The sequence below is a fragment of the Alcanivorax sp. DSM 26293 genome, assembly GCF_900107995.1.
Lineage (GTDB): Bacteria > Pseudomonadota > Gammaproteobacteria > Pseudomonadales > Alcanivoracaceae > Alcanivorax.
The window spans coordinates 228,085-242,304 of the sequence record NZ_FNUM01000006.1 but is presented as its reverse complement, the minus strand read 5'-3'; the positions used below and the strand labels follow the sequence as shown (position 1 = coordinate 242,304).

General features: G+C 62.7%; 13 protein-coding genes. 6 read left to right on the top strand and 7 right to left on the bottom strand.

The features are described 5' to 3' along the window. The first annotated feature begins 15 nt into the window (after positions 1 to 15). From C4S63_RS12460 to C4S63_RS12435, 6 genes are all read left to right on the top strand, one after another. Complete coding sequence (locus tag C4S63_RS12460; RefSeq protein WP_062815621.1) at positions 16 to 756, top strand: LytTR family DNA-binding domain-containing protein; 741 nt, start codon at positions 16 to 18, stop codon at positions 754 to 756. Between the two features lie 83 nt (positions 757 to 839). Beyond that, the gene (locus C4S63_RS12455; RefSeq protein WP_062815622.1) at positions 840 to 1,151 is read left to right on the top strand and encodes a TRL-like family protein; all 312 of its coding nucleotides are present in this window, start codon (positions 840 to 842) and stop codon (positions 1,149 to 1,151) included. 114 nt (positions 1,152 to 1,265) lie between these two features. Beyond that, positions 1,266 to 2,198, top strand: a complete 933-nt coding sequence (gene hemC, locus C4S63_RS12450; RefSeq protein WP_103917744.1) for a hydroxymethylbilane synthase — start codon at positions 1,266 to 1,268, stop codon at positions 2,196 to 2,198. Positions 2,199 to 2,203: 5 nt separating this feature from the next. After that, complete coding sequence (locus C4S63_RS12445; RefSeq protein ID WP_062815624.1) at positions 2,204 to 2,902, top strand: uroporphyrinogen-III synthase; 699 nt, start codon at positions 2,204 to 2,206, stop codon at positions 2,900 to 2,902. A 316-nt stretch (positions 2,903 to 3,218) separates the two neighbouring features. Continuing rightward, a complete protein-coding gene (locus tag C4S63_RS12440) occupies positions 3,219 to 4,184 on the top strand; it encodes a uroporphyrinogen-III C-methyltransferase (protein ID WP_103917743.1) in 966 nt (321 codons plus the stop codon). After that, positions 4,181 to 5,410: a heme biosynthesis HemY N-terminal domain-containing protein gene (locus tag C4S63_RS12435; protein ID WP_062815626.1), complete on the top strand. Its 1,230-nt coding sequence runs from the start codon at positions 4,181 to 4,183 to the stop codon at positions 5,408 to 5,410. Before C4S63_RS12440 ends, C4S63_RS12435 begins: the two co-directional genes overlap by 4 nt. A gap of 216 nt (positions 5,411 to 5,626) precedes the next feature. Here C4S63_RS12435 and C4S63_RS12430 read toward each other — a convergent pair whose 3' ends face one another. The 7 genes from C4S63_RS12430 to ilvD form a co-directional block, all read right to left on the bottom strand. Then, positions 5,627 to 6,154, bottom strand: coding sequence for a membrane integrity-associated transporter subunit PqiC (locus C4S63_RS12430; RefSeq protein WP_103917742.1), 528 nt, complete (start codon positions 6,152 to 6,154; stop codon positions 5,627 to 5,629). Next, positions 6,151 to 7,767: an intermembrane transport protein PqiB gene (gene pqiB, locus C4S63_RS12425; RefSeq protein ID WP_103917741.1), complete on the bottom strand. Its 1,617-nt coding sequence runs from the start codon at positions 7,765 to 7,767 to the stop codon at positions 6,151 to 6,153. Before pqiB ends, C4S63_RS12430 begins: the two co-directional genes overlap by 4 nt. Beyond that, positions 7,764 to 9,050: a paraquat-inducible protein A gene (locus C4S63_RS12420; protein ID WP_103917740.1), complete on the bottom strand. Its 1,287-nt coding sequence runs from the start codon at positions 9,048 to 9,050 to the stop codon at positions 7,764 to 7,766. Before C4S63_RS12420 ends, pqiB begins: the two co-directional genes overlap by 4 nt. A gap of 199 nt (positions 9,051 to 9,249) precedes the next feature. After that, entirely contained in the window at positions 9,250 to 10,245 is a 996-nt protein-coding gene (locus tag C4S63_RS12415) for a 2Fe-2S iron-sulfur cluster-binding protein (RefSeq protein ID WP_103917739.1), read from the bottom strand. A gap of 89 nt (positions 10,246 to 10,334) precedes the next feature. After that, positions 10,335 to 10,721, bottom strand: coding sequence for an MAPEG family protein (locus tag C4S63_RS12410; RefSeq protein WP_063508183.1), 387 nt, complete (start codon positions 10,719 to 10,721; stop codon positions 10,335 to 10,337). Between the two features lie 125 nt (positions 10,722 to 10,846). Continuing rightward, positions 10,847 to 12,163, bottom strand: coding sequence for a DsbA family protein (locus C4S63_RS12405; RefSeq protein ID WP_103917738.1), 1,317 nt, complete (start codon positions 12,161 to 12,163; stop codon positions 10,847 to 10,849). Positions 12,164 to 12,351: 188 nt separating this feature from the next. Next, positions 12,352 to 14,199, bottom strand: coding sequence for a dihydroxy-acid dehydratase (ilvD, locus tag C4S63_RS12400; protein ID WP_103917737.1), 1,848 nt, complete (start codon positions 14,197 to 14,199; stop codon positions 12,352 to 12,354). Positions 14,200 to 14,220 lie beyond the last annotated feature (21 nt).

The window sequence follows — 14,220 nt, the reverse complement described above, 5'->3', positions numbered from 1 at the left end:
AAAAGGATGGGAATTATGCGGGTGCTTGTGTGCGACGACGAACAACTGGCGCGGGACCGGCTCAAGCGGCTGGTGGAAAAGACCGACGGGGTTGAAGTGGTGGCAGAAGCGGCTAACGGCCGGGAAGCCATTGAGCAGGCCCAGGCCACCAGGCCGGATGTGATCCTGATGGATATTCGCATGCCGGAAATGGATGGTATGGAAGCCGCCGAGCATCTCAGCAAGATGGATAATCCGCCGGCGCTGATTTTCTGCACGGCCTATGATGAGCATGCCCTGCAGGCCTTCAAGGTCCATGCGGTGGACTATTTGCTGAAACCGGTCAGCGCCGGGGACCTGGAAACGGCCCTGGGCAAGGCCCGTACCTTGAACCGGGTGCAGCTGGCGGAAATCGGCAGGGAAGTCAGTGAGGAAAAACCCCGCCGCCGTGGACATATCAGTGCCCGGACCCATCGCGGGCTGGAACTGGTGCCGGTGGATGAGGTGCGCTACTTCCTGGCCGACCAGAAATACGTCACCGTCTGCTCCGGAGAAGGTGAGGTGTTGATCGATGAAACCCTCAAGGAGCTGGAAACGGAATTTGGTGACCAGTTTGTGCGTATACACCGCAATGCCCTGGTGGCGTTGAAGTTTATCGAGGGGATGGAAATGGCCACCGCCGGCCACCACCAGGTACGTCTGCGTGGTATCGATGAACGGCTGACCGTCAGCCGCCGTCATGTGGCAGGTTTGCGCCGGGTGTTGCAGAATCTGTAAGCGTTAACAGAGGGGGGTGGGCGTGCTAGCCTTGAGCCCCTGAAGATGTGCCAATCATTAATAACAAGAACAGGAAATCTGCCATGAAAAAGCTTCTTCTTCTGCTGGTCGGTGCTGTCGCACTGAGTGGTTGTGCCTCGTCCGCCATGCCGGTGACCGGTCTGTTATACGGGAATGTGAAAGCGCCCCTGACTGCCACCGCGTCCACGGAAAAAGCCACCCGGGTCGGCCGAGCCAGTGCCCGTTCCATTCTCGGCATCATCGCCTCCGGCGATGCCAGCATCCAGACCGCTGCCCGCAACGGGGGCATCACCGAGATCCACCACGTGGATTATGAGTCCCAGAATTTCTTCGGGGTGTTGGCGGAGTTTACCGTGGTGGTTTACGGCAACTGATTCCTCCCCTTTGAATTTGTAGGAGCCATGCTCGCCATGGCGAACATGGCTCCTACGGTATGAGCGTCTCTTCCTGTAAACTGTCCTCCTCATTTCAGAATCACAGGATCCCCCATGTCCCGCGAAGTCTTGCGTATCGCCACCCGTTCCAGCCCGCTTGCCATCTGGCAGGCGGAATACGTTCAGCAGCGTCTGGAAAGTCTGCACGAAGGCCTGAGTGTGGAGCTGGTGCGAATCAAGACCCAGGGGGACAAGATTCTTGATACCCCGCTGGCAAAAATCGGTGGCAAGGGCCTGTTCGTGAAGGAATTGGAAGAGGCCATCATGGACGGTCGTGCGGATATTGCCGTGCATTCCATGAAGGATGTGCCCATGGAATTGCCGGAAGGCTTTGCGCTGCCGGTGATCTGCGAGCGGGAAGATCCCCGCGATGCCTTCGTCTCCAATCATCACGACAGCCTGTCGGCGCTGCCCCAGGGGGCCTGCGTCGGCACGTCCAGCCTGCGCCGTCAGGCCCAGGTGCAGGCCAATCGTCCGGATCTGGTGGTAAAAAGCCTGCGCGGGAATGTGCAGACCCGGCTGGGCAAGCTGGATGCCGGGGAGTTTGATGCCATTATCCTGGCGGCTGCCGGCCTCAAGCGTCTGGAGATGCACGAGCGGATCCGCTACGAAATGCCGCCGGAAGAATCCTTGCCGGCGGTGGGCCAGGGCGCAGTGGGTATCGAATGCCGCGATGGTGACGCCCGCACCATCGAACTGCTCAGCCCCCTCAGTGACCGGGATACCTGGGATCGGGTGGTGGCGGAGCGCGCCATGAACCGGCGCCTGGAGGGCGGTTGTCAGGTGCCCATCGCCGGTTTTGCCCTGCTGGAAGATGGACAGCTATGGCTGCGCGGCCTGGTTGCCGAAGAAAACGGCAAGCAGGTGTTGCGCGCGGAAGGTCGTGCTCCCCGTGAGCGCGGCGCGGAGCTGGGCGTGGAGATTGCCGAGCAACTGCTGGCCCAGGGCGCGGACGAGATCCTCAAGGCGCTCTACGAGCGGAGCTAACGGCCATGCAGGTGCTGATTACCCGTCCCCGGGGCCAGCAGCAGGCGTTAATGGATGCCCTGAGCCGGGCTGGCCATCGGCCTCTGCACAGCCCGGCCCTGCATATCGAGCCGTTGCCGGTCAGCGATGCCAGCCGCCGGGTACTCATGGATCTGGACCTGTTTCATGCGGTTTTCTTTGCCAGCAGTAATGCTGCGCGCCTGGCTCTGACCGCCATGGCGGATATCTGGCCACAGTGGCCGGTGGGGCTTCACTGGCTGGCGGTGGGCAAGGCCACGGCGGCAGAGATTTCCCGTTGGCATCTGCAACCGACGGTGCCGGATGGCGGGTTCAATTCCGAAGCGGTGCTGGCGCTGCCTTGCCTGCAGCAACTGGCTGAAAAGAAAGTGTTGCTGTGCCGTGGAGAAAGCGGCCGGGAACTGTTGGCGAAGACCCTTGCCGAGCGCGGTGCCGAGGTTGTATCCCTGCCGTTTTACCGTCGCGTGCCCAGCACCGCTTTCCATTGCCCCGAGGGATGCGACTGGGTCATGGTCACCAGCGTGGAAAGCTGGCAGGCAATCAGCGGACACATCCCCTCTGCGGTGGGTGTCGTGGCCGCCGGAGAGCGGGTGGCCACACCTGTCCGTGCGCAACATGGCGGGCCATTGCGAGTGGCGGCGAGCGCCCACGATGAGGATATGCTGGCAGCGCTGCCTTCCATGTGACGTCCATGCATAACGGTGTCCCTCTCCAGGCAAAGGTAGCGATTTGATGCCCTGTTTGCCTTCCCTATTACATTGTTTAATGGACACTCAGCGCAGCCCCAATTAAGGTTTTCGCTGAGAGCTTATTTAAGATCTATATGCCGTCGCGCCGGAATTCGTTGTTTGATCGGGTACATGAGTCGGATTGTGCGGTGATGTTGTCCTGCACAAGCCCGTGCCCTTGCCGGCGGCTGGCAACGCAGCCGCGGATAGATCCTAAATAGGCTTTACGGATCGCCCGTTCGGGGGTGCCAGATAATCAGAACATGGAGCTGACATGACGCAGGAACGTCTTTATTCCCGCCAGACAGGCAAGAGCGTCTGGGTAGTACTGGTGGTGTTGGTGGTTCTGGCGGCCCTGGGGGCCGGTGGCTGGTGGGGCTGGCAGCAATTCCAGCAGATGCAGAAAGAAAAGGCCGGTCTTGCCGGTCAGATCAGCGAATTGAAAGCCGCCATGGCCAGTCAGCGCAGCGACGTTCAGGGTGCGTTGTCCTCCTTCGAGAAAAAGCAGGCGGAGTTGGCCGCCCGCATGGTCAAGGATCGGGCGGTGCTGGCCGACATGCAGAGCGGAGGCCAGACCCTGTGGCTGGTCAATGAGGCGCGGGCGCTGGCCAGCCTGGCCAGTCAGCGCCTGCTGCTGACCCAGGACGCGTCTGCGGCGCGGCGTTTGCTGAAAGCCGCCGATGAGACCCTGGCACGTCTGGATGATCCCAAGGTATTGCCGGCCCGTCAGGCGCTGGCCATGGATATGGAAAAGCTCAGTGGCGCCGGCCAGGTGGACGTACAGGGCATGGTGCTGCGCCTGGGCGCCCTGCGTCAGATCGTCGCCGAGCTGGCGGTGCCGGTGGAAGAAGCTCCCCCCGAGCGCGACATGCCGGAAGTGAGCCAGCCCTGGTGGCAGGATGTGCTCGACCGGCTCCCCGTGAATGTGCGCCATCATGATGGTGCGGTGCCGCTGCCGTTGTCCGCGGAGCAGGCGTCCCTGGTGCGACTGACGCTGGACGGTAGCCTGCAGCAAGCGCAACTGGCCCTGATGCAGGGCCGGGCCAAGGCCTATCAGCAGGCCCTGGATACGGCGCGCTCCACGCTGGCCCAGTGGTTCCGTGAAGATGAGCCGCGGGCGGCGCAGATGCGCAAGGCCCTGCAAGAACTGGGTGGCGGCAATGTGGCCCAGGCGCTGCCGGAAATCGGTGCGGGGCTGGCCGCCATTGAAGAACTGAAACGCAAGGAGGGCGGTGCATGAAAAAAGTCGCCCTGCTGATCGTCATCGCCCTGGTTGCCGCTCTGGCGCTGGGGCGCTGGATGGCGGCGGACTCCGGCTATGTGCTGGTGATCCGCGATGATTTTTCCATGGATACCACCCTGGGCTTCGTGGTGCTGGCCGCGCTGCTGACGGCGGTGGCCATTGTCATTCTGACCCTGCTCGGCAATGCTGCCTGGAATGCCCTGGAGCCGGTGCGTGCCACCCGTCGCTGGAAAAAAGCGGTGGCGGCCCGACGTCTGCGCAGTGGTTTTCTGCAACTGGTGGATGGTGAACAGGAAAAGGCCGAGCGCCTGCTGGTAGCCGCCGGTGAAGACGGCGACTGGCCGTTGCTGGCCTGGTTGCTGGCGGCGGAAGCGGCCCAGGAGCAGGAGAACGTGGAGGCCAGTCAGCGCTATCTGGAAAACGCCAGCAGTGATCGTCGCGGTCAGTTGGTGGCCGGGCTGATGAAGGCCCGTTTCGCCCTGGACGATGGTTACCCGGAGCAGGCCCGCCAGGAACTGAAGGTGCTGGCGGACCTGGCGCCGCGAAACAAGCGTATCCTGCGTACCTATGCGGAGGTGCTGGAAAGCCAGAAGGACTGGCCGGCCCTGTGCGCCCTGATGCCGCGGCTCAAGCGTGCCTTCGGTGAGGGCAAGGAATCCCGACGTGAGCGTCGGGCCTGGTTGGCGCTGTTGCAGGAAACCGCGCGCAAGCCCGGGTTTAACGATGCGGATGGCCGCCGCGAAGAGCTGCGCAAGCTGTGGAAAGATGTGCCGGTGCATTTGAAAAATGACCCGGCCATGGTGGCCCGCTATGCCGGTTTTCTGGCACAGCTGGGTGGCGGCAAAGGGGCTCTGAATCTGGTGCGGGAACACCTTTCCCGGGAATGGGATGATCGTCTGCCGCCGGTGCTGGAGGCCATCGACGATATTTCTCCGGATGACCTGCTACAGGTGCTGGAAGGCTGGCTGGCGGAACGTCCTGGCAATGCGGCGGTGCTGATTACGGCTGGCCGGGTGGCGCTGAAGGCGCGCCTGTGGGGCAAGGCCCAAGGCTTCTTTGAAGCGGCCGCCAACTCCAGTCAGAGCGCCACAGCGCTGGCTGAGCTGTCGCGCTTGTATCAGGCGCTGGGAGATTCCAGCAAGGCGCAGAAAGCGTTCGAGCGGCGCTTGCAGCAACTGGAAGGGCAGTTGCCCGCGTTGCCGATGCCGGAGAAGTCGCTATAGAGCGGTATTGGAAAACGAAAATCAAAAGGCCGCGCCGGGGAATCCGGTTGCGGCCTTTTTGCTGTAGGAGCGCCGCTTGAGGCGCGAAAAGGGTCGAGTTACGAGGGACGAAACGATTTTCGAAACTCTAACCTCTTGACTCGCTTCTAATGCTGTTCGCGCCTCAAGCGGCGCTCCTACAAAACCAATCGGGCCCTTGCGATACCGTGTGGCGCCTTATTTCAGGGCCTGGGCGATGGCCTGCCCGACGTCCTGCCACCCCTGATCCAGGGCTTCAACCAGTGGCGCATAGCCCTCGCCATTAATGGGTCCCTGCCACTCTATGGGGCCCTTTCGGCTTTGCGCGTCTGACGTGAACTGCCAGGTGCCGGTGATCCTGGCCACATCCCCTTCAGCGTTCTGCACGCCCTGAAAGCGGCTGATTTGTAGTGCCAGTTTTCCCTGTTCCGGGAGTGTTGCCTGGCTTGCCAGGGTGGCCGCCAGTGCCCGCTGCAATTGTGAGCCCAGCGGTTCTGCCCAGCGGTGCTGGCGAGCCACGTGCAGCTCGGTATCGCTCAGTTGCAACACAATGCCGCCCTGGTCCAGGTAGCTGGCCAGGGTCACGTGAATCCGCAGCGGGGTGTGGCCACTGTGGCTGGCGCCCGGTAGCAGGTAATCCGGCGCCGGTGCCGGAGGGGTCTGGCTGCAGGCACTCAGCAACGTCATCAGGGCGGCCAGCAGGCCGGGAATGAGGACAGATTTCATTGGCGGGGGCCTCTGGGTTGCGGGTCGGGGGCCGGTTGGCGCTGGAAGATCAGGGCGTTGGGTTGCCGGTTCAGGGTATCCAGCAATGGCTCCGCTTCATTCAGGAGACGGTTCAGCTTCTGCAAGGTGCCTTGCAGCTGCTGATAGCCCTCACCGCCGGACTGCCAGCCCTGCAGAGTGCCCTCCAGGGCGCCCAAGGTGCCGGTGAGTCGTTCCGGCAGGGCATTGAGCGCCGGGTTGGCGAGCAAGGTGTCCAGGCGCCGGGTGGCGTCGGCCAGATTATCCAGGTTGCGGTTCAGATTGCCGGCGATGGACTCCATGGGCAGGTCGTTGAGCGTGTCCAGCAGTTGCTGGATCTGGTCCTCGATCTTGCTGATGCCGCCACTGTTGACCGTGGGGAACACCGCCACGTCTGCATAGCGTTCGCCGCCAGAGTTGGCGGGACTCTCCGGGTGAAAATCCAGGTCCACGAACAGGGAGCCGGTGAGCAGGTTGCCCGGCTTCAGGCTGGCGCGCAGGCCGTCACCGATCATGCGGTCGATTTCCTGTCGCCATTGTGCCGTGTCTTCGTGGTTCTGGTGGGTGATGCGCTGGGGCTCCAGGCGGATCAGTACCGGAATCGGGGCACTGCTGATGGTGGCCGGGCCGGACTCGCCAAAGCCCCAGGCCACCTGTTCCACCGTGCCCACCCGGATGCCCCGATATTCCACCGGGGCGCCGCTTTTCAGGCCGCGCACACTGCGTTCCACCAGCAACACATAATCCAGGGTGTCGGTGTAGAGCGCCCGGCGGGCGCTTTCTTCATCGTTGTGCAGGGTGAATTCCCGCTCGTCCTCTACCGGGTCGCCGGCGCGCATGTTGCCATCGGGCACCGCGAAGGTAATGCCGCCGCCGATCAAGGCTTCCAGGGAATGGATCTGGGCCTGGAAGCCACGGGCGTCGAGCTGAAAGCCCAGGCCGTTGACCTGCCAGAAACGGCTGCTGTCCGAGACCAGCACGTCATAGGGTTTCTGGATAAAGATGCGGTGATGGAAGCGTTTGTCGGCGGCGTTGAAGCGGGTTTCTACCACCCGGCCCACCTTCAGGCTGCGAAAGTTCACCGGGTCACCCACGTCCACATTGGTGCCCGCTGCACTGACCAGCTTCAGGAACAGGCCGGCGCCGGTCGTCTCCGGCGGCGGGCTGTCCTGTACCTGGAAGCGCTTGCCTTTCTTGCTGCTTTCGCCGGGCATCAGTTCGATATAGGAGCCGGACAAGACCGTGTTCAGACCACTGACCCCTTCCCGGCTGATGCGTGGTTTGACCACCCAGAAGCGGGTGTCCCTGGCCAGCATGCGGTCGGTATCCGATTGCATCTGGACGGTGAGCAGGGTGTGGCTCATGTCATCGGACAGCCGCACACTTTCCACCAGCCCCACCTGGACGTTGCGGGTTTTTACCGGGGTCTTGCCGGCGTTGATGCCTTCCGCATCCGCCAGTGTCAGCGTGATCACCGGCCCCTGGCTGGACAGGTAGCTGAACACCAGCCACAGGCCGATCAGGGCCGCGGCCAGAGGGATCAGCCAGACGGCGGAAAGCCGGGTGCGGCGGGGTTCGGCTTGGGTGTCACTCAAGGCTGATGCTCCGGTTGCGTGTTGCGGGTGAGGGTTTGTTGCTGATCCCAAATCAGGCGGGGATCAAACTGGTGGGCGGCCAGCATGGTGAATATCACCACGGCGGAAAACGCCACGCCACCCACGCCCGGGGTCACGGTAAGAATATTGCCCATCTGGAACAGGGCGACAATGATGGCCACCACGAACACATCGATCATGGACCAGCGGCCCACCCATTCGGTGATCCGGTAAAGCGCCATCTGGTTTTTCATATCCAGGGTGTCCCGCCGGCGGCTGGCGATACACAGCCAACCCAGGGCCAGGATTTTCCCGAACGGCACCAGCACGCTGGCAGTAAAGATGATCAGGGCAATGGGCCAGTCGCCGTGGCGCAGAAACAGCATGACACCGGCAATGATGGTGGATGGCTCGTTCTGTCCCAGGCTGGTGGTGGTCATGATCGGAAACAGGTGGGCCGGGAAGCAACAGAGAATGGCCGTGATCAGCAATGCCCAGACCCGCTGCAGGGTCAACGGATGACGACCATGGAGGGGGCTGTCGCAACGTTGGCAATGGTGGTGGTGCATGGCCTGCAACTGTCCGCACCACTGGCAGCCGATCAGGCCCTGGGCGCGGGCGGTCAGCCCGCTGCGGGCAGCAACGGGCTGCTGCAGATTGCCAAGCAGCCGCTGCCACAGGCTAATGGTATTCATGCGAGTGACGGTGATCAGCAATAACAGGGCATAGCCGGAAAAGGTCCAGAAGGCAGAGAGCAGCTGGATATGTGCCATGGCGACTATCTTCACCAGGCTGACCAGGGCGGCAATGGCAAACACATCGGCCATCATCCACGGCTGCATGCGGGGCAGCCAGCGGGCCAGCAACAGACTGCCGGGCAGCTGGCGGGGCGCTGCCAGGCTCAGATGCACCCAGCAGATCGACAACAGATAGAGGGCCGGTATCACGATGATGGTGGCAATCACGATCACCGCCAGTGCCGGGTGGTGATAGACCGCCAGTTCCCAGGCCGCATCGGTGACGGTCATGGCACGCTCGATACCACTTTTTTCAAAGCCGATGTAGGGGAACAGCAAAGACAGGCCGAGCAGGATCAGGGCGGTGAACGCCAGCGCAGGTGTCAGCTGATCACTCTGCGCCTGGCGCATCAGCGGGTGCCGACAGCGGGGACATTGCAGCCAGCCGCCCTTCTCGCCAGGGACCACTTCGCAGACCAGATCGCATTCATGGCAGGGCAGCAGAAGTGTCTGGTTATGCACTGTGGGCGGAGAATCCTGCGCCATCGCATCCTTTCCTTGGAAATCAGCTACAAGCAGCAAGCTACAAGCTACAACGCGGGCTCGGTTGTTGCCAGTCCGGTAACGTTTTGGCCGCGATTCGAGGTGAATGCTAGATGCCCAGTGACGAATTAGACTCGCAGCGCGGGCTCAGGCCTCTTCGGTTGGCACGAGCTTAGCCCGCGTTGTAGCTTGAAGCTTGTCGCTAATCCCTCGGCGCGTAATCGAACACGTCGCAATGGATATTGCCGGCGGGAACCCCTTCTGCCACCAGTGCATCGAACACCGCCCAGGCCATGGGCGGGGAGCCGCCCAGATAGAACAGGGGCAGGTCCGGTTCGTCCAGAGCGGCCAGCGCCGCCTCGTGGACCAGACCCTCGGCGTGATCCGGGTGGCGGATGTCGGACAGGGAGGTGGTGAAATCGAAGTCCTTGAGGGCGGTTTTCCACTGGGCCGGCAGGGTCGACAGATAGAGGTCCTCCGGGGTGCGGGCGCCCCAGAACAAACGCACCGGCTGATCGAAATCCAGGGCGATCAGCCGCTCGACCATGGCCTTCACCGGGGCAAATCCGGTGGAACCGCAGATAAACCACACCGGTTGTGCCGGGGCCGTGTCGATAAAGCGCAGGCCGGCGGGCAACGTGATGCTGACAGTGCTGGCCGATTCCAGGTAGGCCATGATGTCCTGGGCGGCACTGTTATCGTCGCCATGGCGGATATGCAGTTCCAGAGCGCGTCCATCGCAGTGGTTGGCAATGGAAAAGGGGTAGCCTTCGCCGTTCAGGTTGAGCATCAGGTACTGGCCCGCATGCCACTGGATCCGCTTGCCAGCGGGCAATTGCAGCCAGACCCGGCTCACGTCATGGTTGAGCACTTCGATCTGCTGAATCTGGCAGTTGACGTCGTGGCTTGGCAGTTCGCCGGGAACGGTCACCTCGGGCACATCTATCTCGCAATCGCTGAGTGGTTGGGCGACGCAGTATAACACCCGGGAGCTATCGGCATCGCCCGCATGAATGATGTGGTTTCTTTGCTGAACGTGTCCGCTGTGCAGGCGGCCCGTGCAGCGTTCGCACACCCCATTGCGACAGGCCACCGGAAAGCCAAAGCCGGCCTGTTGGCCGGCTTCGACAATGGTCTGGTCAGGGCGGCAGGGGAAGTGATCCCTGCCGTTGACGGAGATGGTATAGATCCTGGGCATTGAAAAGTTGCGACTGACGAGGAGCGAGTTTCGAAAACCCAAACCGGTTTTATCTTTCGCGACTCGCGCCTCGTCACTCGCGACTTTCGTTAACTGCCTACGCCCACAAACAGGGCCACAATACAGCCCATACCGAAGGCCCATACCAGGGTGCGGGCGCTGGCCCAGTCGGCGATGTAGCAGACGGTGTACATGACCCGGCTGACCACAAAGGCCAGGGCGATGCCGTCGATGGTGCCCTGGGGCGCGGTTTGCACAAGGTGAGCAATGATCACGGCTGCGGCAAAGGCGGGGGTCACCTCGAAACTGTTCTGCTGGGCCCAATGGGCCCGCTTGCGGCTGCCCTCCAGGGTTTCCAGGAATTCCCGGGGGTTATGGTTCTGTTTCGGGCCAAAGCCGCCCTGGAACTTGGCGAGAGCCGTATTCAGGTAAGGGAGGAAAATGGCGGCAAGCACGCACCAGTAAGCAAGGGTCATAGTGATTCTCCGTGGTTTTTATAAGCCGTAGGAGCGGTGCTCGAGCCGCGAAGCGCCCAGAGATTTTTTCGAAAACGGCTTCGCGGCTCGAGCGCCGCTCCTACGGAAATGAAGCTGAGGCTATCTCAGTCCTTGTCATCGGTCTGTGAGGCTAGCAGGCACTGTTCGATCACCGCAAAACGATCCTGGCCCCAGACCATGGTCTTTTCGGTCAGGAAGCTGGGAACGCCCCAGCTGCCGGCGGCCATCATGGCGTTGCGGTTGTCTTCCGCGCGATCGCGCCAGCTGTCGTCGTCCAGCCAGCGGCGGGCCCGGTTCCAGTCCAACCCGGCATTTTCCACCAGGAACTTCAGGCCATTGTCGGTGGCGGCGTTGATGCCCTGGCTCCAGATGCCGGTGGCGGCGGCGCGCAGCCATTCACGCAGACGACCTTCCTTTTCGGCGAAAGGCCAGATAGCCATGCAGCGTTCCACGCCGGCACCCACCGGATCGCATACCTTGCCGAACGGCACCCTGTGCAGCCGGGCTTCCCGGGCGGCGTCCTTGAGAATGTAGAAACGCTTGGCCTTGGGCACCGAGAGCCCGCGCATGACCATGGGCAGGACCGGGCGGATCTTCAGGTTCAGACCGTAATGGTCCGCCATGGCATAGGTGCGGGCCAGGGCCAGATAGGAGTAGGGGCTGCGGAAAGAAAAGAACAGCACCAGGGGTTTGCCTTTCAGGCCCTCCGGCACGTCTTTCAGGCGGGCCCGCTTGGCGCGGCCGTAGGGCAGCGGCCAGTCCGCGCTGCCCAGCCCCAGGTCGTTGAGGCGGTGGGCCAGGTGGTCCAGCCGTTCCACGCTCCAGTACCACTCGCCTTCGTAGTGCAGGGTGCCGGTGAGGTAGTGGCCGTCCTTGAGGAACTGGTCGCGGCGCGCTTCCAGGGCCAGCTGGGCCCGGTCGGCGGGCATCTGGCCGTGTTCGGTGAGCAGGTCTTCCAGTCTGTCGTGGTCGTTGCGCCACAGGGCATCGGCCAGGGCGGCGGCCAGGCTCCAGAAACGCTCGTCACCCTCGTGTTTCAGCAGGCAGCGTGTCGCTGCCAGGCTCACTTCCCGGGGCGGCAGTTGCCAGTGGTGGGGAAAGTCCAGGTCGTGCAGGCGCGCCAGCTGGGTGGCGTCGCGGGGGGCCAGTTCTTCCAGCATGTCCGCCGCCGGGTACATCTGCTGATCCAGATACAGCATGACCCGGGGGGTAATCGTGATGCCGAAGTGGCGGGCAAAGCGGGGCAGTACCTGGGCCATCAACACCGAATAGGGGTCATCAATGCGGAAGTAGAACACCGTCTGATGAGGGCGCCGTTGCAGCTTGCGGCGCGATTCGCGAAAGGCCCGTCGCCATTGTTGCAGGCGTTCGCTGGTGATCAGCTTGGCCACCAGTGGCATCAAACGTTGTCTCAGACTCATTAACAGAGTGCTCCTCGTAAGTGGGCACAGGCCGGGGTCGCCGACGGGAAAACACGCCTACGATACTTGTTCAGAAAGCGCCGTGTGGCAACACCCTGTCTACCGGGGTGCGGCAACGGTCATGAAACCGGCGGGGCGGATGCCAAGAGGGGCAACGAACAGGGCGGCCCGAAGGCCGCCCGGGTCGGTCACAGGTTGAGCTGGCTCAGGTCCCGCACGGCACCGCGGTCGGCGCTGGTGGTCAGGGCCGCATAGGCCTTCAGGGCGGTGGAAACACGGCGTGGGCGCATTTCCATGGGTTTGTAGGCCAGCTTGCCGCGGGCTTCCATCTTGCTGCGACGATGGGCCAGTTCCTCATCGGAAATGTCCAGGTTGATGGTGCGGTTGGGGATGTCGATGGCGATGGTGTCGCCCTCTTCCACCAGGGCGATGGCGCCGCCTTCCGCCGCTTCCGGGGAGGCATGGCCGATGGACAGGCCGGAAGTACCGCCGGAGAAACGACCATCGGTGAGCAGGGCGCACTGCTTGCCCAGACCCTTGGATTTCAGGTAGCTGGTGGGGTAGAGCATTTCCTGCATGCCCGGGCCCCCTTTCGGGCCCTCGTAGCGGATCACCACCACATCCCCGGCCACGATCTGGTCGCCGAGAATGGCGCGCACGGCAGAATCCTGGGATTCAAACACACGGGCGCGACCGGTGAAGGTGAGGATGGAATCGTCTACCCCGGCGGTTTTCACGATACAGCCGCGCTCGGCGATGTTGCCGTACAGTACCGCCAGGCCACCGTCCTTGCTGTAGGCGTTTTCGTAATTACGGATACAGCCGTTTTCCCGGTCGTCATCCAGGCTGTCCCAGCGGGTGTCCTGGCTGAAGGCGGTCTGGGTGGGAATGCCTGCCGGGCCGGCAGTGAACATTTTTTTCACGCCTTCATCGCTGGTGCGCATGATGTCGTAGTGCTCCAGCGCTTCCGCCACGCTGGCGGAGTGCACCATGGGGATATCCCGGTGCAACAGACCAGCCCGGTCCAGTTCGCCGAGAATGCCCATCACGCCACCGGCGCGGTGCACGTCTTCCATATGGTACTTCTGGGTGGCCGGGGCCACTTTCGACAGGCAGGGCACCTTGCGGCTCAGGCGGTCGATATCGGCCATGGTGAAGTCCACTTCGCCTTCCAGGGCCGCCGCCAGCAGGTGCAGTACTGTGTTGGTGGAACCGCCCATGGCAATATCCAGGCTCATGGCGTTCTCGAAGGCCTTCACCGAGGCGATATTGCGTGGCAGTACCGCCTCCACATCCTGTTCGTAGTACAGCTTGGCCAGATCCACGATGCGCCGGCCCGCTTCCAGGAACAGTTCGCGGCGGTCCGCGTGGGTGGCCAGCAGCGAGCCGTTACCGGGCAGGGACAGACCCAGAGCTTCGGTCAGACAGTTCATGGAGTTGGCGGTGAACATGCCGGAGCAGGAACCGCAGGTGGGGCAGGCGGAGCGCTCCACTTCGTTGAGGGTTTCCTCGTCCACGCTGTCATCGGCGGCCATCACCATGGCGTCCACCAGGTCCAGCTTGCCCTCGGCCAGCTTGGTCTTGCCCGCTTCCATGGGGCCGCCGGACACGAAGATCACCGGGATGTTCAGGCGCATGGCGGCCATCAGCATGCCGGGGGTGATCTTGTCGCAGTTGGAAATGCACACCAGCGCATCGGCACAGTGGGCGTTGACCATGTACTCCACAGAATCGGCAATGATGTCCCGGCTGGGCAGGGAATAGAGCATGCCGTCATGGCCCATGGCGATGCCGTCGTCCACCGCAATGGTATTGAATTCCTTGGCGATGCCCCCGACCTTCTCCACCTCGCCGGCCACCAGCTGGCCCATGTCCTTCAGGTGCACGTGGCCGGGTACAAACTGGGTAAAGGAGTTGGCGATGGCAATAATCGGTTTACCGAAGTCCCCGTCCTTCATGCCCGTCGCGCGCCACAGGGCACGGGCGCCGGCCATGTTGCGGCCATGGGTGGTGGTACGGGAGCGATACTGCGGCATGGGAACCTCGTAATGGTAACT